Source organism: Exiguobacterium alkaliphilum, from assembly GCF_018138125.1.
Taxonomy (GTDB): Bacteria; Bacillota; Bacilli; order Exiguobacteriales; family Exiguobacteriaceae; genus Exiguobacterium; species Exiguobacterium alkaliphilum.
In genome coordinates this window covers 1,340,670-1,360,013 of sequence record NZ_CP073101.1, presented here as the reverse complement: position 1 = coordinate 1,360,013, position 19,344 = coordinate 1,340,670, and the positions used below count along the sequence as shown (strand labels likewise).

Genomic DNA, 19,344 nt, shown 5'->3' with positions numbered 1-19,344 from the left:
GTGACATGAAAGTTACGGTTATGTTACAAAAGTTCTTGTTTTTAAAGAATGATGACGTTATTACACCAAGGATTGAACTTTCGTAATATTAATTTACATTTAATGGTTTTATTATGACGTGATCGTTACAAAGTTTCGTTTTTTCGTCCTGATTGTTACAAACGAGGATCACTAAGCTGACCATTCTCCTATCGAGAATTTGCGTGAATTAGGTCCACAGCACTAAAAAAAGGCCATCTTGTTCTATGTGAACAAGATGGCCTTACGTTACGATTGATTAGGCGTGTGTCTCGACGAGGTTCGCGATACGGACCGTGTCGCGCGCGATGACCAACTCTTCATTCGTCGGGATGATGATGACTTTGACTGGTGAATGCGGATAGTTAATAAACAACTCTTTGCCGCGTGCACCGTTGTTGAGTGATGGGTCCCAGTAAACGCCCATGAACTCGAGGCCACGGAGGATACGCTCACGGATGACGTCCGAGTTTTCCCCGACGCCGGCTGTGAAGATGATGGCGTCAACACCGTTCATCTCTGCCGCGTATTGTCCGATATAGCCGTGGATGCGGTTCGAGAAGATTTTGAGTGACACTTCGGCACGATGGTTGCCTTCAGCTGCCGCCTGCTCGATGTCACGCAAGTCACTCGAGATCCCCGAGAGACCGTAAACGCCCGACTCTTTGTTCATGACGTTCAAGACGTCTTCAGCTGACTTGCCCGTCTTCTGCATGAGGAACGGGATGAGGGCCGGGTCAAGCGATCCCGAGCGCGTTCCCATCGTGATTCCTTCGAGTGGTGTGAAGCCCATCGTCGTATCGATTGAACGACCACCGGCTACCGCTGCGATTGACGCACCGCTGCCGAGGTGGCACGAGATGAGGCGCAAGTCTTCGAGCGGACGTCCGAGAAGCTCGGCCGCACGTTGCGTCACGTACTTGTGGCTCGTCCCGTGGAAACCGTATTTCCGGACACCGTGCTCCGTGTAATACTCGTACGGGAGGCTGTACAAGAAGTTCTCTTCCGGCATCGATTGGTGGAACGCCGTATCGAACACCGCGACTTGCGGGACGTTCGGCAAAATCGTCTGGAATGCACGAATCCCTGTCAAGTTCGGTGGGATATGGAGCGGTCCGAGTTCAACGAACGATTCGATATTCTTCATGACTTCATCGTCGATGACGACCGAATCTGCGTACAACTCTTTTCCGTGAAGGACACGGTGCCCGACCCCTGCGATTTCATCGAACGATGCGATGATTCCGAGATCAATCAATTTTTCGAGCGCGAGCTCGACCGCTTCTTTGTGCGTGTGAAGCGGTGTCACGACGTTGAACTTCTGTCCTTCGCCGTATTTGATTGTGAAGATTGCATCGTCTTTCCCGACGCGCTCGACGAGACCGACCGCGAGCATGTGTTCAGACGGCATTTCGAGAAGTTGGAACTTCAATGACGAACTACCTGCGTTGACTGCCATAATTTTTGTCATGTCATACACCTCTTACCTTTCGATTTAAACGGGTATCTTTATCTGTTCTTTTGAAAACCGATAACTGTATCATAATGAAGATACTTGATATGACATATGTTTTTCAAGTCTTTTGCCTAATAAAATTATGTTGTTTTAAACCAATCATCAATCTGTTTCACGATATTGGCGACAGCGCGGACGTCCGTGAACGATGGCAGTTCGACGAGGAGCGCTTGTTTCGGTCGTTTGACGCCTTCTCCGAGCTTTTGAAGCAGGAGCAAACTCTTCGCATACCGCTCGTCTTTAAACATCGTCGTAGGCAACTGAAGCACGCCTTTGACGACGGCCTCTCGGTCCATCCACTGTTTTAATTTCCCTTCGTCATCTTGTTCAAACAAATTGTTCGGGATGACGAAAAGGCCGTGACCACCCGGAACCGTATGCCGCATCGCCTGTTCCATCATCAGAAAGTGAGCGTACGCGTGGCCGTCGGTCCGGTGCAGATCGTACGTCTTCGCCACCTCATCATTCGGATAATAGCCGATTGGTAAGTCGACGAGCGTCAAGTTTGCTGGTTCAACGAACAGCGGCTCGAGCGCGTCTTGATGGAAATAGGAAACCGGCTTCTCGAGCAGGTTACTGATGGCATAAGACAAGCGGAGCATCGTCTCATCGACTTCGACGGCCTGTGCCGTCGCCTCGTTCAATTGCGACAACACGGCATGGACGAGCGTGCCCGTGCCGCTGCCGAGCTCGAGTAGCGTCGCCTTGTCCTCGACGAGCTTCGTCGCCAAATACCCGATAAACAGACTGACCGCATCCGGCGTCGGCTGATGGTTCGGGGGGAGCGTCGTCGTCTCCTCGAGGACGAGCAGGCTGACCGCCTTCCGTACATCATCCATGTCCTCTGACGCCACGTCGACGCGCTCTAGCACTTCAATCAACGCTTCGAGCGGTAAGACATCTAGGTCAGCCACCAATTTTTTCACATCTTGTTTCCAATCTCGGTACAGTTGTTCGAATCGTTCCATCTTCGTTCATCCTTTCCATACAAAACCGGCTCTCTAACTGAGAGCCGGTCGTTTCACTTCTATTAGTGTAGACGATTCCGGAGAATTCGCCAAGCGAATCAGTTTGCTGCCGCGAACGCTGCGAGCGCTGAATCGAAGTCAACTTCGTCCGTCATCTCGTCCATATACTGCACGTATTGGACCGTGCCGTTTGAATCGACGACAAAGACAGAACGGGCCAAAAGACGAAGTTCCTCGATCAAGACACCGAACGATTTTGCAAAGGAGAGATCACGATGATCCGAAAGCGTGACGACGTTATCAATTCCCGCTGCCGAGCACCAGCGACGCTGTGCGAACGGCAAGTCGTTCGAGACGGTAAGTACCGTTCCGCCAAGCGATGACGCCTTCTCATTGAACGCACGCGTCTGCGCATCGCACACACCTGTGTCGATTGACGGGATGACGCTAATCAGCTTTTTCCCCGGATAGGCCGCGAGTGTCACTTCGTCTAATGAAGTCGTCAGTGCCGTGAAGTCAGGCGCTTGGTCGCCTACTTTCACTGGATTCCCTTGAAGCGTTACGTTGTTCCCTTTAAATGTTGGCATTGTTCCATCCCCTTTTAGCGGAATTGTACGTCCCCATCATATCGATGGCACACGCGTCATGACAAGCATCCTGCTTCGACGCTTTTTCAGTTTTTCCCTATATCCAATTAACAAAACACGGTATAATAGGGAAGACACATACGACAAAGGGGATGACTCAAATGAGAAACAACGTGTATTTGTATCACCGAAACGTCAACGATTTCACAAAAGAAGTGAAAAAACTACGGGAAATCGGGGAAAAGCACGGCTTTAACGTCGTCGAACGCCCTGAGGATGCCAACATCATCGTCGCCATCGGGGGAGATGGCGCGTTTCTCCAGGCCGTCCGCTATACCGGGTTCCGCCAAGATGCGATTTACGTCGGCTTCGGCCGCGGCTTGAACGAGTTTTATTGTGATTTCGACATACATAAACTCGATGAAGTCGACCGCTTGTTCTCGGACAACACGGCCCGCATCGAGGCCGGGCTCGAAGTGCGCAAATATCCGCTCCTTTCGGCTTCCATCAACGAATCGACACCGCTTCTCTGTCTGAACGAGGCGTCAATCAAATCGAGTATCATCAAATCGCTCGCAATCGAGGTATACATCGACGATCTTCATTTCGAGACGTTCCGTGGAGATGGAATGGTCGTCTCGACACCGACCGGTTCGACGGCTTACAACAAATCGCTTACAGGCGCCGTCGTCGACCCGCTCATCCCATGCATGCAAGTGAGCGAGATTGCCTCGGTCAACAACAACCGTTACCGGACGCTCGGTTCTTCGTTCATCGTCCACGAGTCACGCAAACTGTCGCTCCGCATCATCGAGGACGGCAACGACTATCCGATTATCGGCATGGACAATGAAGCGCTCAGCCTGAAGTATACCGACCGCATCGACATCGAACTGTCGGACAAGGTCGTCAAGACAGTGAAGCTCCGCAACAACTCGTTCTGGCATAAAGTTCAACGTTCATTCTTCTAATCCCTAAAGAAAGAGCCTCCTGCGCGGAGGCTCTTTCTTGTTACGTCGTGATGACGTCCGCTTCATATACCGGCGTCCCTTCGACGACGGTCATGACGAGACGGTTGTTCAAGATGTCCATCCCCCGAAGGTCAAAGAAGTCTTCCTCCCATACGGTGAACGTCGCATTATAGCTTTGGATGAGCAAGCCGTCACGTCCGTGCGTGTTCGTGGCGACGCGTGGCGAGTACGTGAAGCTCCGGAGCGCCTCATACATCGACAGACGCTCGTTCGGCGCGAGCGTGCTCGAGCCGGCGAATGACTGGCGGGTGACAGCGGCGTAAAGCCCCTTTCGAACGTCGACGTCCGAAATCGGGGCGTCGCTCCCACCGAGGAACAACGCCCCCGTTGCCACCATCGATTTGAAGCGATAGGCGTTGTCGACGCGTTCGTTGCCGAGGCGGTCGAAGAGTAGTTCCATGTCGTCGGACAGGAAGACCGGCTGCGCATCAATCAAGACCGGCAACGCCGAGATGCGCTTCAACAGCGCGTCATCGAGGAGCGACGCGTGAATGATACGATCGCGCGTCCCCCGTTTGGCCGGATATTTCTCAAGCAAGCCGATGAACTGTTCAGCTGCTGCGTCACCGATCACGTGGGCCGCCACGTTCATCCCGTAGGACCGGGCTTTTTTCACGAGCGCCTCGAGATGGTCCGGCCGATGCACTTCGATGCCACGTTGGACCGGGTCGTCCGTATACGGTTCGGACAACAGCGCCGTCCGGCCGCCGAACGAGCCGTCGACGAACAGTTTCATCGCCCCGAAGTCAAAGCGCGGTCGCTTGTAGAGCGCATCGTGTTGAAGCACACGGTCGACGATTTGTTCATGGACGAGCAGATGTGCGTGAAATGGGACGTCACCGAGCACGTCTTCATACGCCTGAATCGTCTCGAGCGGGTCACCGTGATAGAATAAGTCCTCGGTATGGGCACCGACGATGCCGTGACTGAACAAGGCGTCGACGGCCCGTCGAATCGAGGCGACGTTCTTCTCTTTGTTGCCACCGAGTTCGCGGTGCAACAAGTCGAGCGCTGCGTCATAGAGCACCCCGTTCAGCTTCCCTTCCGCATCGCGCCCGAGCTTTCCGCCCTCGATAACCGTATGATGAATCAAGCCGAGCCGCTCGAGTCCTTTCGAGTTGACGACGGCCACGTGGCGGCACACCCGCTTCAAGACGACGGGACGGTCCGGGATGACCGCATCGATCATCTCGCGCGTCGGCATCTCGCCGAGCAGCCGATCGTTGAACCCTTCCGCGACGAGCCAATCATCCCCGCTCGCCTTTTGTTTCATCGTCTCAAGCAACGCGTTCAAATCGGTCGTCTCCGTCGCATCGACCCGATCGAGCGCTTCCCCGTATCCGATTAAATGGATATGTGAGTCTGTGAACGCCGGATAGACGCTCTTTCCTTCAAGATTGACGATGTCCTGAATACGCCCCGCATATGTACGGCGCAGCTGCCCTTCTTCCCCCATCTTCAGGATGCGGCCATGTTCGACATACATCGCCCGACTCATCTCGCCTTCTTTATTCAACGTATAAATCTTTCCGTTCACCCATAACGTTCCCATCACATAACTCCTCCTCGATTCAAAAAAGATTGACGTCTACGTTAATTCCCGTTTACGTCAATCTTCATGCATAGATTATTTTCGAAGCAATTCTTGGTGCTCGATTCCCTTTTCGACACGTTGACGAATCTGACGCGGCGCCGCTTCATCGAAACGGCCGAGTACGCGCTCGCCGATTTCGACGGCCGTCCCATACTCCCCGTGCAAGAACTTGTTCTCAGCGAGCGTCAAGGCGATGTGCACCTCGTTGTCACGACGGCGATAGCGGTTCGCATACTGTAACAGCTGTTCGGCGTACGTGACTTGACGAAGGAGCGCCTTCACTCGGTCGCGGAAATTATCCATCGTCTCTTCGATGTCGTGGCTCAAGCCGACGATGTACGTCATGTTGAACGGTGCTTTCTCGAACTGCTCATCGAGCGACTGGACGCTCTTTTGCAGTTGGCGCATGTCGTTCATCAAATCGTTCGGCACGACCGGCATCGCACTTTTCGCGAGGAGTCGACGATGCGCCGATAGTTCGCGTTTCCATCCTTCAAGTTTATTGCGCACTTCGAGCTCTTCTTTTCGAAGCGAATTCGTGTTCTCGATGAACCGTTCATGCATGGCCGCAAATTGATCGAGCGATCGTTTCGCTTCCTGCACTTTCGATTTAACGAGGCTGAACGGGAGCATTTGGGCGCTGAGCGCTTGCTCGATGTCATGGACGTTCGCCGATAGCGTCGTCCGTTCCCGCTCGAGCTGCTCGAACTCTTCGCCAACTCGGGCGTTAATCTCATAGTTGCTGATCAGGCGAGACATCTCTTCGTTCAGACGCGTCATCAGTTCTGTCGTCTTCTCATCACGTTCACGGACGGTCGCGAACTCTTTTTTCACGTATTGACGCGCGTCGACCTCGGTGCGGAACGCTTCGAACAATTGATCGATATCCGAGCTCAATTGTTGCATATCCGTCTCGAAATGATCGAACTCGAGCCGTTCAATCCGTTCCATGAGCGTTTGACGCCGGTCTTCCGCTTGTTCGATTTCTTCCATTAAACCAAGCGGTTCAAGGGCGTATCCGTCCATCTGCATCTCTTTATGACCCGAACGAAGTTGGTTGAGCTGCTGACGCAAGTCGACTTGGACGGTCCGCACGAACTGCGGGATGACGCCGACGAGTTCACGGATGTGCGTGACTTTCGCCGATAAGTCCTGTCCGGCTAAGAACGCATCCGACACTTGGCCTTCTTGCTTGAGTGTCATCATCTCGTTTCGCTTCGCCTCAGCGGCTGCAATCTCGGCTTCGACGAGAGGATACGTCGGTCCGAAGGCGTTGTTTTGCGAAACGAGTGTCTTCCGTAGCTGGTATAGCTCTTTTTCGTCTTTCTTGACGATGTCGAGGAGCGAGTCATGATGTTGATTGAACTCATCCATCTCGTCGAGCATGGCGTGTACCATCGTCTCGAGCTCTTCAATCAACTGTTCCGTCGCGTCCAAGTCCGATTTCACTTTCAAGAAGCGGTACTTATCGAGATCTTCTTCCGACCGATAAAGCGATTCATCGATTTGGCCGGTATGGACGCTGACGAGTTCGTCCCACGACTGATGCCAGCGATCGAACTTCTCTTTTGTCTCGCCTTCCATCGGCCACTGCTTGAACTTTTGAAGCTCGGCCGGGATACTCGCACTGAGAATACTTTGTTTGCGAATATCCAAATCATCAATTTTTTGGTAATACTTTCTTCGAATGAGCATACTAGCGAGCATGGCCCCTAGCGCGATGACGATGATTCCAATTAAAATCCCATATAATCCGTAATCCATCTTTGTAACAACCTCCAAGCCGCTTTCATGGACTTATGTATCGTAAAGAAGAAAATGATGTATTTTATAAGTATAGATATACTTAATCATATTATACAACTGTGGATTTGCATAGGTTTTCCAATGGTTTGACGTGAGAATGTTGCGCGCTCATAAAAACGTTTCGGAAGACAAATTGAAAAAATGCGTGTACGATGATGCATATCTGAGCTTGTATTCATATAGGAGGGAATCATATGTTTCAAACGACTGCTTACTCTGGCGACTTGGCCGCCGGCTATGAACTGCTGAACAAACAACTCGCTGCACTGTTAGAAGGCGAAACGAACGAAGTCGCGAACCTCGCCAACGCGAGCGCGCTCCTTAACCAATTTCTAGATCGGATCAACTGGGTCGGCTTCTATATGAAGAACGGTGACGACGCGCTCATCCTCGGCCCGTTCCAAGGTCTCCCAGCTTGCGTCCATATCGCATTTGGGAAAGGCGTATGCGGGACAGCCGCTTCAACGCAAGAAACGCAACTCGTGGCGGACGTCCACAAGTTCCCAGGGCATATCGCCTGTGACGCCGCATCGAACTCAGAGATTGTCGTCCCGCTCGTTCGCGACGGCGAGACGATCGGCGTGCTCGATATCGACAGCCCCGAGTTCGATCGCTTCTCAGAAGTCGACCGTCAAGGCCTCGAGCAATTTTGCCAGACATTACTTCGCTTCATCTGATTGACAAGCTGTTTTATTCATCGTATACTATTTTTTGTGCATGAAATGACGATAGCAGTCATCGACAGACGTATCCACCTTTCGGGCCTCGACTTTGTCGGAGGAGCATCTCGTAGCTTCGCTATCAAGTGAAGGTGCTTGAACCTTGAAAGGGGCGTCACCCGTCTTTGACACCGTTGTTCTTTTGTGCAAAATACATGAACAACAAGGAGGAGTCCAAACATGGCTCGTTACACAGGTCCAGCTTGGAAACTCTCGCGTCGCTTAGGCATCTCGCTTAGCGAAACGGGTAAAGAATTAGCAAAACGTCCTTACGCACCAGGCCAACACGGCAATGGTCGTCGTAAAATCTCTGAATACGGTCTTCAGCTTCAAGCGAAGCAAGCACTCCGTCACATGTACGGAATCAACGAGAAGCAATTCCGTCGCATCTTCAACGATGCAGGGAAAATGCAAGGAATTCACGGTGAGAACTTCATGTTCTTGCTCGAGTCACGCCTTGACAACCTCGTTTACCGTATGGGCCTCGCTCGCACACGTCGCGGCGCGCGCCAACTCGTCAACCACGGTCACATCCAAGTTGACGGTTCACGTGTAGACATCGCGTCTTACCGTGTAAAACCAGGTCAAGTCATCTCAGTTCGTGAGAAGTCTAAAAACTTCAAAGCGATCGCTGAAGCGCTCGAAGTAGCACCAGCTACAAAAGACTTCGTCACGTTCGACGCTGAAAAGCTCGAAGGTACGTACGTACGTCTTCCTGAGCGCGCTGAGCTCAACGACCAAATCAAAGAGCAATTGATCGTCGAGTACTACTCACGTTAATGCTTTTATCCCCTTTCCCGCCTCGGCAGGAAAGGGGATTTTTCATTTCTTTAAAATCTGTTCACGAATCCGGCCCATCTGGGTATCGAGCGCATCCGCCATGTTCGCCGCCTCGGTCAGCTCATGCCGGGACGCCTCAGGGATTTGCTGCTGATACTTGTATTGGAGTTTATGTTCCGTCGCCGCCCAAAAGTCCATCGCCAATGTCCGGATTTGAATCTCGGCCGGCACCCAGATGACGCGCTCGGCCAAATATACTTTCGTCCGGACAATGAGATGGAGGCTCCGGTATCCGCTCGGCTTCGGATGTTTGATATAGTCTTTCACTTCATCGATTTGAAGGTCGTCCCGCTTCTTCAAATGGTCTAGAATCGCATAGATGTCGTCCCGGAAACTCGTGACGATGCGGACACCGGCGACGTCATGCACGTGATCCCAAAGCGCGTCCACTTCGAGCGGCAATTCTTTTTGCTTCATCTTCCGGACGATGGACGGAAGTGTCTTCATTCGCGTCTTCACATGCTCGATTGGGGAGTAGCCGAGCCGCGTCTGCCAGTCGAGATCGATGATGCCAAGATCGCTCTCGAGCTCGGTGATCGCCATCTCGTAATAACGGAACCGCTCCCGCCAATGATGAAACTGCTCGCCGAAAAACTCTTCGATTTCCATAGTCTCTCCTCCTCTTTTCCCTTTCCATCGTACCAAACAAACGTACGTTCCATACATAAAAAACCGTCCATTCTCGTAACGTGACGAGAATGGACGGTTGCATCAGACGTGGCGAATGACGAAGTATTTTTTCTTACCACGACGGATGATCGTGAACTCACCGAGCGTATCGGCGCGTGTCACCGTCTTATCGAGCGCTTGTTCACGCTCGCCGTTCAAATAGATGGCACCGTTTTGCACGTCTTCCCGTGCCTGACGTTTCGATTGGACGATCCCCGCCTCGACGAGAAGGTCGACGAGGTTACGCTCACCATCGAGTTCGTACTGCGGCATCCCTTTGAACGCCGCGTCCATGTCTTCCGGTTTCAGTGACGCGAGGTCTCCGCTGAAGAATGCGTTCGTGATTCGCTCAGCCTGTTCAAGACCGGCTTCCCCGTGGACGAGCTTCGTCATCTCTTCGGCGAGACGGCGCTGGGCAGCACGTTTCTCCGGAGCAGCTGCAACTTCTTCCGCGAGCGCATCGATCTCTTCGTGCGTCATGAACGTGAAGTATTTGATGAACTTGATGACGTCGGCGTCATCGACGTTAATCCAAAACTGGTAGAACTCGTACGGTGTCGTCTTGTCAGCATCGAGCCAGACCGCGCCGCCAGCCGTTTTCCCGAACTTTTGACCGTCCGACTTCGTGACGAGCGGCACGGTGAGACCGAACGCCTTTTCTTGATGACCGAAACGGCGGATGAGTTCGAGTCCAGCTGTGATGTTCCCCCACTGGTCGCTCCCACCGACTTGAAGGCGGCAGTTCTCTGTTTCGTATAACTTCAAAAAGTCGAACGATTGCAATAACATGTACGAGAATTCCGTGTACGAGATTCCATTCTCTAAACGCGAGTCGACCGAGTCTTTCGCGAGCATGTAGCTGATCGGGAAATGCTTTCCGATATCGCGCAGGAAGTCGATGATTGACAGCTCGGCCGTCCATTCGTAGTTGTTGCGAATCTTGATCGGGTTCTCTCCTTCTAATGGGAGGAAACGGCTCAACTGATCTTTAATACGGTCCGAGAATTCTTTGACCGTGTCGAGCGTGTTCAGTGACCGTTCGTCCGAGCGTCCAGACGGGTCGCCGATCATCCCCGTCGCTCCACCGACGAGGGCGATGACTTGATGTCCCGCCTCTTGAAAACGTCTGAGCGTCAAAATCGGCAACAAGTGCCCGATATGGAGCGAATCCGCTGTCGGGTCAAATCCCGTGTAAAGCGTCGTCGGCTTCTTCAACTGTTCTTTCAATCCTGCTTCATCCGTCATTTGGTTGACGAGTCCTCGAAATGCTAAATCATTCAATAATTCCATTTGTCCCACTCCTTCGATTGACATAAAAAAACGCCCCTTCTCATATCGAGAAGGGACGGAGATTCCGCGGTACCACCCTAATTGCCACAGCTGTGGCCACTTTACATGAGAGATAACGGTCTCGACCCGGCCGAACGGCATGCTCCAAAAGTGTAATTCATCAGTTGACATTGGCTAGTTCACAGCATCCACTAGCTTTCTGGACAAGCGGTCCACCGACTACTTCGCTTTCTTCATTGCATCGATATAATGACTATGCCATTCATTTTATAAGTTTGGTTTCCACGTTGTCAATAACAAGATTGAAACTTGCAACGAAAGGTCGATTCACGATAAGGTGGGGAAAGACTTGTGCTATAATCGAATATATTACTGTCTGCAATCGATTTACACCATATGAAGGAGGCTGTCATGCTGCAAAAGATTCGAGACTTATGGAACAATCCAACGTCCTTGAAAGCCCGCCGTTATGCCAATGTATTTTACGATGTGTCGTGGAACGTACTCCTGCTCACGATCATCTCCGTTGTCCTCATCGGTTTTTTAGGCGCCGGAATCGGCGCCGGGTATTTCGCATCGCTCGTCAAGGACATGCCAACCCCTGCCTATAAGACGATGACGTCCCAAATCAACACGTACTCGTCGACCTCTGACATTTACTTCGGAAGCGGAGAACGGATCGGGAACTACACGACCGATGAAGTGCGTACGCCGATTCCAGTCGATAAAGTATCGCCGTTCGTCATCGACGCGCTCTTAGCGACGGAAGATGTCGAGTTTTATGAACATGACGGGGTCGTCCCGAAAGCGACGCTCCGTGCCATCTTGCAAGAAGCGACCGGTTCAGAAGAGCGGACCGGCGGCTCGACACTCACCCAACAGCTCATCAAGAACCAGATGTTGACGAACGAAGTGTCGTTCGAGCGGAAAGCGAAAGAGATTTTGCTCGCGCTCCGCCTCGAAAAAGCGATGGATAAAGATGAGATTTTGAACGCCTACTTGAACGTCGTCTCGTTCGGACGCAACTCGATGGGACGCAACATCTCCGGGATTGAAGCAGCGTCTCGCGGCGTATTCAACACGTCGGCAGAGAACTTGACACTCCCGCAAGCGGCATTCCTTGCCGGGATTCCGAAAAACCCGTTCCTCTACACGCCATATTATCAAGGCGGAGTCATTAAAGAAGACGTCACCGCCGGTATCAACCGGATGAAGACGGTACTGAATCGAATGTACGTCGCCGGGAAAATCACACAAGAAGAATATGATGCGGCGTATAACTACGATATCACGCAAGACTTCATGAAGACACAATCGAAGCCGCGCGACCGTTATCCGTATCTCGTTGACGTAGCGGAACGTGAGGCGCTCGCTATCGTGACGAACCACTTCTTACAAGAAGACGGAATCAACCTGAACGAACTCGGACCAAACGAACGGAACGAAGTCCGTTCGACTTACGGGAAACGGGCGCACAACGCGCTCCGTCAAGGCGGTTATAAGATTCACTTGACGCTCGATAAGCAAATCCACGAATCGATGCAACAGCCGGCTAAAAATGCCGATAACTTCGGTCCGAACCAAAATGCGGACGGGACGAGCTATCCGGAACAGACCGCCGCGGTCATGCTCGAGAACAAGACGGGCCGTGTGCTCGGCTTCGTCGGTGGACGCTATATTAACGGAAAGACTGAAGAATATAACCACGCCACGCAGATGACTCGTCAAATCGGATCGACCGCAAAACCGATTCTCGTTTATGCGAATGCGATCGAGGCAGGCATGATCACACCTGCGACGACGATTATCGACGAAGAATACTTCTATCAATATGATTACAGCGAACGGAAAGACCCGGTCAACAACGAAGGGAAAACGTACCGCGGCCCAGTCACTGTCCGCGACGCGCTCAAACTATCATTGAACGTTCCTGCCGTCAAAATTTATGAAGAACGGAACCAAATGGAGGCTGACACACAGAAACTCATCGATATGGGCATCGGCGTATCGGATACGAACCGAAAAGCCTCCTCGATGGCACTCGGTGTCGGTGAAGTCAGCCCGGTCAACCTCGCGTCGACGTATGCGATGCTCGCCAACTACGGCGAACACGTCAGCCCGTACTTCGTCGATAAAGTCGAGTTCCAAGGCGAGACAATCTTCGAGGCCCAGCCTGAGAAGAAACGGATCTACTCCGATCGCACGGCCTACCTCGTCGTCGATATGTTGCGTGACGTGTACACGTCAGGTACGGCGACGTACGCCAAGTCACTTTTGAACGCCCCGGGCGACTGGATGGGCAAAACTGGAACGACACAAGAGAAACGAGATTCGTATCTCGTCGGCTCGACGCCAGACGTCACACTCGCAGTCTGGTCCGGTTACGATAACCAAAAACTCGGGATGACCGATGCTTACCCATACGGCCCATACTACCAGCGGACGCAACGGATTTGGTCACAAATCGTGAACCGCGTGTATGCGGATAAGCCGGAGACGTTCACGAACGCACGCTTCACGCAACCATCTAGCGTGACGTCAAAAGACTTCCAAGACTCTGGAACGTTCTCAGAGAAGAAGAAAGTCGAAGAGAAGAAGAAGGAAGAGGAAGCGAAGAAGAAAGCAGAAGAAGCGAAAGAAAAAGCGGAAGAGGCCAAGCAAGAGGCGGAAGACGCGAAACGCGAAGCTGCTGAAAAGCAAGACGAAGAAGCAAAGAAAAAAGCAGAAGCTGAGGCGAAGAAAAAAGCCGAGGCGGAAGCGAAGAAGAAGGCAGAAGACGCGAAAAAGGCGGAAGAAGAAGCCAAGAAGAAAGCCGAGGCTGAAAAGAAAGCCCAAGAAGAAGCGGATGCCGAGGCTGACGCGGACGAATAAGCAAGACAAAAAGGTAGACACCGCGGTGTCGACCTTTTTTTCAATCAATCTTCCATTGTCGATAAATCACCTGTCTCGAGGTTCAATTCCCATGCCTTCAAGACACGACGCATAATCTTACCGCTGCGCGTCTTCGGCAACTTGTCTTTGAACTCGATTTCCCGAGGTGCCGCATGCGCCGCGAGCCCCTCTTTGACAAACTTTTGAATCTCCGCCTTTAACTCGTCGGACGGCTCATAGCCTTTCCGGAGCGCGATGAACGCCTTGATAATTTCGCCGCGGACCGGGTCCGGTTTCCCGATGACACCGGCCTCGGCGACAGCTGGATGCTCGACGAGACGACTCTCGACCTCGAACGGTCCGACACGCTCGCCTGCCGTCATAATGACGTCGTCGACACGGCCTTGGAACCAGAAATACCCGTCCTCATCCATATAAGCCGAGTCACCCGAGACGTACCAATCGCCCCAGAAGTAACTTTCATACTTCGCATCATTTTTCCATATCTTGCGCATCATCGACGGCCATGGCGTCTTGAGTGCCAAATTGCCCATCCGATGCGGCGGGAGCGGTTGTCCACGGTCATCTAAGATGGCCGCCTCACAACCCGGGATGGCTTTCCCCATCGAACCCGGTTTGATGTCCATCGTCGGATAGTTGCAAATCATCATCGCCCCGGTCTCGGTCATCCACCACGTATCATGAATACGTAACCCGAACGACTCGTTGCCCCAGCGGATGACTTCCGGGTTGAGCGGCTCACCGACCGAGAGGATATGACGGAGTGACGACAAGTCGTACTTCGCGAACGCCTCATCCCCGGCTCCCATGAGCATCCGGAATGCCGTCGGAGCGCTATACCAGACCGTCACGCCGAAACGCTCAATTACCGAATACCAAAACTCCGGATTGAAACGTCCCCCGACAATCACGTTCGTCGCGCCGTTCAAGAATGGTGCGAAGATGCCGTAACTCGTGCCCGTCACCCAACCTGGGTCGGCCGTGCACCAATACACATCGTCCGGCTGCAAGTCGAGCACCCATTTCCCTGTCATCAAATGTTGAATCATCGCATTATGGACGTGCAACACGCCTTTCGGTTTCCCTGTCGAGCCGGACGTATAATGCAGGATCATGCCGTCTTCACGATCGACCCACGTGATATCGAGCTCGGTCGTGGCGCGTTGTGCCAACTTCCGATAATCGATGACTTTCCCCGACTCGTTGACGTCGTCCCCGACGATCAGAATCGTCTCGAGGTGCGGCAACTGGTCGACCGGGACGCGCGGCAACAACGCCTCGGTCGTCACGATAACTTTCGCCTCGGAGTCGAGCAGCCGGTCGTGCACCGCTTGTTCCATGAACGCCTCAAACAACGGGCCGACGATGGCACCAAGTTTAAGTGTACCGAGTAAAATAAAATAAAGTTCTGGACTCCGCGGCATGAAGATAAAGACGCGGTCGCCTTTCTCCACCCCGACCGATTTCAGAACATTTCCGGCCCGATTGCTTTCTTGTTTCATGTCAGCGTACGTGTAGCGCTCTTCCCGATCCCCATCGAAGTAGAGCAAGGCCAATTTCGTCGCGAGTTCCCCTTCTGCGTGACGATCAATCGCCTCATACGCCATGTTGACATTCCCGGTCAAATTCCAAGACAATAACGCTTCTGCTTGCGTCCACTCGAACGACTGACAAGCATCTTCATACGACGCCAATTGATGTTCCCCTGATAACGCTTTCAATTTTTCCATCGTTAAAGATTCGCCTCCCCTGTAATGAATGGTATAACCACTTTCAGTATAGTGTTAATATTATGACAAATCAATGAATTTCCAAAAACTCCAAAACGGTGTGAAACTCGGGTCGTGAAAGCGCTATAATAAGAAGTGGAAAAGGTGGTGACTCCATGGAAAAACAGTATCATTCAAAAGTGTGGGAAACCTCACTCGGAGCCGTAATCATCGATGGACCGATTGAGAGTGACGTTCTTGCGACGTATCGCCTCGACGAAGGATTGACGGCGTTCCGGGAGCCGGAAGACCAACATAAGGCGCTCGTCGAAATCGCTGCCTTGAAAGAAGGCCGGATCATCGTCGCCCGGGTCGATGAGTTGATTATCGGCTATGTGACGTACTTATATCCAGACCCGTATGAGCGCTGGAGCGAAGGGAACGACCCATACATCCTCGAGCTCGGAGCGATTGAGGTCAGCCCGCGCTATCGCGGCCAACGCATTGGCAAACAGTTGCTCGAAGTGTCGATGATGGACCCGCATATGGATGACTTTTTGATTTTGACGACAGAATATTATTGGCACTGGGATTTGAAAGGAAGCGGGCTATCGATTTGGGACTACCGGAACGTGATGGAGAAGATGATGAATCACGGCGGGCTCGTCTTCTTCCCGACCGACGACCCAGAGATCGCCTCGCATCCGGCCAACTGTCTCATGGCACGAATCGGCAAGAACGTCCGCCAAGAATCGATTGACCATTTCGACTCGCTCCGGCTCCGCCGCCGGTTCATGTATGACTGAGGAGGGCTACGATGCTGATTGAACAAATGATGAATCGCCACGTCGTGACGATTCAACCGACGAATACGATTGCCCACGCGGCAAAGCTCATGCGTGACCATAAAGTGCGTCACCTCATCGTCACGAATCCGGCCCGGCAAGTCATCGGAATCATTGGACAGTTCGAGATGAGCGGAGCGACGAGCGTGTTCCATCCGGAGAGTGAGAGCGCCGACTTTCAAAACCCGGTGTCGAGCATCATGCGAACCGATCTTGTGACGGCACACCCGGCCGACTTTTTCGAAGATGCGGCCGCGCTGTTCTATGAACACCGGTTGACGTGCCTTCCGATCGTCGAACGAGGCAAACTCGTCGGTGTGTTGACCGAGACCGATTTACTTCGTTATTTCGTTCAGCTGACCGGTGCCCTTGAGCCGAGTTCGCAAATCGAGATTCTTGTCGAGAACACGACCGGCACGCTTGAGAAAGTGACGCGCCTTCTCGCCAAGACGAACGTCAACATCATCAACGTCTTCGTCCACCCGACGGAAGACCCGTATAAACGGATCATCTCGTTCCGGGTCCAGACGATGAACCCGCTCCGCATCATCGAACGGTTGAAACGAGAAGGCTATGACGTGCTCGGGCCGGAGATGTCGCAATGAGACCGGCTTACATATTCGGGGAAAACGAGACGTCGTACCGTTTCCATGCGGACCACCCGTTCAACCCGATTCGTTTAGCGCTGACGACTTCGCTCTTGACGACAGCGGGAAAACTGTCACGTGATGAATGCATCGCCCCGCCACTCGCTTCGATTGAAGACTTGGCGCTCGTCCACGACTGCGATTATATCGAGGCGGTCCAAGCGGCGGCAGCCGGCACGCTCACCGGGCTAAAAGCGAACAAGTTCGGGCTCGGTACGGAAGATACCCCCATTTTCCCGACGATTCACGAAGGGGCGGCCCGCCTCGTCGGTGGGACGATGCTTGCGCTCGACCTCGTCGCGAGCGGGAAAGTCGAACGCGCCTTTCACGTCGGAGGCGGACTACATCACGGCATGCAGCGGAAGGCGTCCGGTTTTTGCGTCTATAACGATGCGGCCGTCGCCATCGCCCACGTCCGTAAGCAGTATGGTATGCGGGTGCTTTATGTCGATACTGACGCCCATCACGGGGACGGCGTACAGTGGCTGTTTTATGACGACCCGGACGTCATGACGCTCTCGATTCATGAGACCGGACGCTACTTGTTCCCTGGCACAGGTGCCGTCACCGAGCGTGGGAACGGGAACGGATACGGCTACAGTTGGAACGTCCCGGTCGACGCCTTCACGCAGGACGACTCGTTCCTTCATTGTTATGAGACGGTGTTACGCGAGGCGTGCGCTTGGTTCAAGCCGGACATCATTTTGACGCAAAACGGGGCCGACGCACATGCGTTCGACCCGCTCACCCACCTTGCCTCGACGATTCGGACGTTCGAGCAAATCCCGCAAATTGCATCCCGGCTCGCCGATGAATATACAGAGGGACGGCTCGTCGCCCTCGGCGGTGGTGGTTATGACTGGTTCAGAACCGTACCACGCGCTTGGGCGCAAGTGTGGGCCGGTCTGACACGCGAGGCACCCTATCATGGTGACATTCCGGCCGATTGGATTGCGCAATGGCAGCATCGGGCCGATCAACCGTTACCGACGCGATGGGACGATACGACCTATTCGTTCGACCACATCCCTCGACGGCAGCAAATCGAGGAAAAGAATTGGGAAGTGACGAAACGGGCATTTTGGCCATTCATCTCCAATGACCGAAAATCACTCTATTTATAAAAAAACACTTAAGCCGTCGACGGCTTAAGTGTTTTTCCGTTTAGTCGTTCCGTAACGAGTCACGGCGCTCAATGCGGTGTGGCAAGACGACGTTTTTCTCTTCGACTTCTTCCGCGTTCAAAATCTTCGTCAAGAGACGCATCGCCACGGCACCAATGTCGTACATCGGTTGAACGACCGTCGTCAATTTCGGACGAATCATCGTCGCGAGTCGCGTGTTATCGTGGCCGACGACTTCAAAGTCGTTCGGGACCGAGAATCCCGCGTCTTGAATCGCATGGATGACGCCGAGCGCCATCTCATCCGTTCCAGCGAAGATGGCTTTCGGGCAATCGTCACGCTCAAGCATCTTCTGCATCGCTTCGAGGCCCGAGGCGTACGTGTAGTTACCGAGAATGACGTCGTTCTCCTGGAACGGAAGACCGGCATCTTCGAGTGCCCGGCGATAACCGGCGAACTTCTTCTCGCCGTTGATTTGTTGCTCGAGCGGGCCTGTGATGAAACCGACTTGTTTGTGGCCGTGGCCAATTAACATTTCGGTCGCGTCATATGCCGCCTGCTCGTAGTCGATATTGACCGCCGGCAGGTCATAGCCTTGGTTCAACGTCGCGGCCAAGACGATTGGAACCGGTGATTTCTTGAACTCTTCGACGAGATCTTCGTGAAGACGGCCGCCCATGAAGATGATGCCGTCGACTTGTTTCCCGAGAAGCGTGTTCAACAAGTGAATCTCTTTATCCCGGTTCGCATCCGAGTTCCCGAGGATGATGTTGTACTTGTACATCGTCGCGACGTCTTCGATACCGCGCGCAAGGTCGGCAAAGAAAATGTTCGAGATATCCGGTACGATGACGCCGACCGTCGTCGTCTTCTTGCTCGCAAGACCACGTGCGACAGCGTTCGGACGATAACCGAGACGGTCAATTGCGTCCTGGACTTTCTTACGGGTCGTCGGTTTGACGTTCGGGTTTCCGTTGACGACACGAGAGACGGTCGCCATCGACACCCCGGCCTCTCGTGCGACATCATAGATCGTTACATTGTTACTATTCATTAAAACTCCTCCTACAAGCAATGATTTTCAAACGA

Annotated in this window: 16 protein-coding genes and 1 other annotated feature; of the genes, 7 read left to right on the top strand and 9 right to left on the bottom strand. The window is 52.9% G+C overall.

Annotation, left to right across the window (positions count from 1 at the left end; all coding sequences use genetic code 11):
• Positions 1 to 277 precede the first annotated feature (277 nt).
• The 3 genes from KB235_RS07015 to tpx all read right to left on the bottom strand — a co-directional run bounded on the left by KB235_RS07015 (position 278) and on the right by tpx (position 3,089).
• Positions 278 to 1,489, bottom strand: a complete 1,212-nt coding sequence (locus KB235_RS07015; RefSeq protein WP_034814757.1) for an acetate kinase — start codon at positions 1,487 to 1,489, stop codon at positions 278 to 280.
• A gap of 125 nt (positions 1,490 to 1,614) precedes the next feature.
• A complete protein-coding gene (locus KB235_RS07010) occupies positions 1,615 to 2,502 on the bottom strand; it encodes a class I SAM-dependent methyltransferase (protein WP_034814755.1) in 888 nt (295 codons plus the stop codon).
• Positions 2,503 to 2,600: 98 nt separating this feature from the next.
• On the bottom strand, positions 2,601 to 3,089 hold the full coding sequence (gene tpx, locus KB235_RS07005; protein WP_034814753.1) for a thiol peroxidase: 489 nt from the start codon (positions 3,087 to 3,089) through the stop codon (positions 2,601 to 2,603).
• Between the two features lie 152 nt (positions 3,090 to 3,241).
• Here tpx and KB235_RS07000 point away from each other — a divergent pair, with 152 nt between their 5' ends.
• Positions 3,242 to 4,060, top strand: coding sequence for an NAD kinase (locus tag KB235_RS07000; protein ID WP_034814752.1), 819 nt, complete (start codon positions 3,242 to 3,244; stop codon positions 4,058 to 4,060).
• Positions 4,061 to 4,100: 40 nt separating this feature from the next.
• Here KB235_RS07000 and KB235_RS06995 read toward each other — a convergent pair whose 3' ends face one another.
• Positions 4,101 to 5,672, bottom strand: coding sequence for an amidohydrolase (locus KB235_RS06995; RefSeq protein ID WP_211780842.1), 1,572 nt, complete (start codon positions 5,670 to 5,672; stop codon positions 4,101 to 4,103).
• A 75-nt stretch (positions 5,673 to 5,747) separates the two neighbouring features.
• Positions 5,748 to 7,478 (bottom strand): septation ring formation regulator EzrA, encoded by a 1,731-nt coding sequence (gene ezrA / locus KB235_RS06990; protein WP_211780841.1) that lies wholly within the window; start codon positions 7,476 to 7,478, stop codon positions 5,748 to 5,750.
• Positions 7,479 to 7,714: 236 nt separating this feature from the next.
• On the opposite strand from ezrA, the gene KB235_RS06985 reads away from it, so the two are divergent.
• Positions 7,715 to 8,197 (top strand): GAF domain-containing protein, encoded by a 483-nt coding sequence (locus KB235_RS06985; protein ID WP_211780840.1) that lies wholly within the window; start codon positions 7,715 to 7,717, stop codon positions 8,195 to 8,197.
• Between the two features lie 222 nt (positions 8,198 to 8,419).
• Positions 8,420 to 9,019: a 30S ribosomal protein S4 gene (gene rpsD, locus KB235_RS06980; protein WP_034814744.1), complete on the top strand. Its 600-nt coding sequence runs from the start codon at positions 8,420 to 8,422 to the stop codon at positions 9,017 to 9,019.
• A 42-nt stretch (positions 9,020 to 9,061) separates the two neighbouring features.
• Here the strand turns inward: rpsD and KB235_RS06975 are convergent, their stop codons facing one another.
• A complete protein-coding gene (locus KB235_RS06975; RefSeq protein ID WP_211780839.1) occupies positions 9,062 to 9,688 on the bottom strand; it encodes a GTP pyrophosphokinase in 627 nt (208 codons plus the stop codon).
• Between the two features lie 102 nt (positions 9,689 to 9,790).
• On the bottom strand, positions 9,791 to 11,038 hold the full coding sequence (tyrS, locus tag KB235_RS06970) for a tyrosine--tRNA ligase (protein ID WP_211780838.1): 1,248 nt from the start codon (positions 11,036 to 11,038) through the stop codon (positions 9,791 to 9,793).
• A 48-nt stretch (positions 11,039 to 11,086) separates the two neighbouring features.
• Positions 11,087 to 11,284: a binding site (T-box leader), on the bottom strand.
• A gap of 165 nt (positions 11,285 to 11,449) precedes the next feature.
• Here tyrS and KB235_RS06965 point away from each other — a divergent pair.
• Complete coding sequence (locus KB235_RS06965; protein WP_211780837.1) at positions 11,450 to 13,909, top strand: transglycosylase domain-containing protein; 2,460 nt, start codon at positions 11,450 to 11,452, stop codon at positions 13,907 to 13,909.
• A 44-nt stretch (positions 13,910 to 13,953) separates the two neighbouring features.
• Here KB235_RS06965 and acsA read toward each other — a convergent pair whose 3' ends face one another.
• Positions 13,954 to 15,660 (bottom strand): acetate--CoA ligase, encoded by a 1,707-nt coding sequence (gene acsA, locus KB235_RS06960; protein WP_211780836.1) that lies wholly within the window; start codon positions 15,658 to 15,660, stop codon positions 13,954 to 13,956.
• A 155-nt stretch (positions 15,661 to 15,815) separates the two neighbouring features.
• On the opposite strand from acsA, the gene KB235_RS06955 reads away from it, so the two are divergent.
• Genes KB235_RS06955 through KB235_RS06945 form a run of 3 tightly spaced genes read left to right on the top strand, consistent with a single transcriptional unit; the run spans position 15,816 to position 18,255 of the window.
• Positions 15,816 to 16,445, top strand: a complete 630-nt coding sequence (locus KB235_RS06955) for a GNAT family N-acetyltransferase (protein ID WP_034809260.1) — start codon at positions 15,816 to 15,818, stop codon at positions 16,443 to 16,445.
• An 11-nt stretch (positions 16,446 to 16,456) separates the two neighbouring features.
• Positions 16,457 to 17,089 carry an acetoin utilization AcuB family protein gene (locus KB235_RS06950; protein ID WP_034814736.1) on the top strand — a complete coding sequence of 211 codons (633 nt, stop codon included), beginning with the start codon at positions 16,457 to 16,459 and terminating at the stop codon, positions 17,087 to 17,089.
• A complete protein-coding gene (locus tag KB235_RS06945) occupies positions 17,086 to 18,255 on the top strand; it encodes an acetoin utilization protein AcuC (RefSeq protein WP_211780835.1) in 1,170 nt (389 codons plus the stop codon). Before KB235_RS06950 ends, KB235_RS06945 begins: the two co-directional genes overlap by 4 nt.
• 40 nt (positions 18,256 to 18,295) lie before the next feature.
• On the opposite strand, the gene ccpA is transcribed toward KB235_RS06945, so the two are convergent.
• Complete coding sequence (ccpA, locus tag KB235_RS06940) at positions 18,296 to 19,309, bottom strand: catabolite control protein A (RefSeq protein WP_211780834.1); 1,014 nt, start codon at positions 19,307 to 19,309, stop codon at positions 18,296 to 18,298.
• Positions 19,310 to 19,344: the final 35 nt, after the last annotated feature.

What these genes read in the sequence shown, in the direction of transcription:
- KB235_RS07015 (WP_034814757.1), bottom strand. Translation starts at nt 1,489, where the DNA reads ATGACAAAAATTATGGCAGTCAACGCAGGTAGTTCGTCATTGAAGTTC.
- KB235_RS07010 (WP_034814755.1), bottom strand. Translation starts at nt 2,502, where the DNA reads ATGGAACGATTCGAACAACTGTACCGAGATTGGAAACAAGATGTGAAA.
- tpx (WP_034814753.1), bottom strand. Translation starts at nt 3,089, where the DNA reads ATGCCAACATTTAAAGGGAACAACGTAACGCTTCAAGGGAATCCAGTG.
- KB235_RS07000 (WP_034814752.1), top strand. Translation starts at nt 3,242, where the DNA reads ATGACTCAAATGAGAAACAACGTGTATTTGTATCACCGAAACGTCAAC.
- KB235_RS06995 (WP_211780842.1), bottom strand. Translation starts at nt 5,672, where the DNA reads ATGGGAACGTTATGGGTGAACGGAAAGATTTATACGTTGAATAAAGAA.
- ezrA (WP_211780841.1), bottom strand. Translation starts at nt 7,478, where the DNA reads ATGGATTACGGATTATATGGGATTTTAATTGGAATCATCGTCATCGCG.
- KB235_RS06985 (WP_211780840.1), top strand. Translation starts at nt 7,715, where the DNA reads ATGTTTCAAACGACTGCTTACTCTGGCGACTTGGCCGCCGGCTATGAA.
- rpsD (WP_034814744.1), top strand. Translation starts at nt 8,420, where the DNA reads ATGGCTCGTTACACAGGTCCAGCTTGGAAACTCTCGCGTCGCTTAGGC.
- KB235_RS06975 (WP_211780839.1), bottom strand. Translation starts at nt 9,688, where the DNA reads ATGGAAATCGAAGAGTTTTTCGGCGAGCAGTTTCATCATTGGCGGGAG.
- tyrS (WP_211780838.1), bottom strand. Translation starts at nt 11,038, where the DNA reads ATGGAATTATTGAATGATTTAGCATTTCGAGGACTCGTCAACCAAATG.
- KB235_RS06965 (WP_211780837.1), top strand. Translation starts at nt 11,450, where the DNA reads ATGCTGCAAAAGATTCGAGACTTATGGAACAATCCAACGTCCTTGAAA.
- acsA (WP_211780836.1), bottom strand. Translation starts at nt 15,660, where the DNA reads ATGGAAAAATTGAAAGCGTTATCAGGGGAACATCAATTGGCGTCGTAT.
- KB235_RS06955 (WP_034809260.1), top strand. Translation starts at nt 15,816, where the DNA reads ATGGAAAAACAGTATCATTCAAAAGTGTGGGAAACCTCACTCGGAGCC.
- KB235_RS06950 (WP_034814736.1), top strand. Translation starts at nt 16,457, where the DNA reads ATGCTGATTGAACAAATGATGAATCGCCACGTCGTGACGATTCAACCG.
- KB235_RS06945 (WP_211780835.1), top strand. Translation starts at nt 17,086, where the DNA reads ATGAGACCGGCTTACATATTCGGGGAAAACGAGACGTCGTACCGTTTC.
- ccpA (WP_211780834.1), bottom strand. Translation starts at nt 19,309, where the DNA reads ATGAATAGTAACAATGTAACGATCTATGATGTCGCACGAGAGGCCGGG.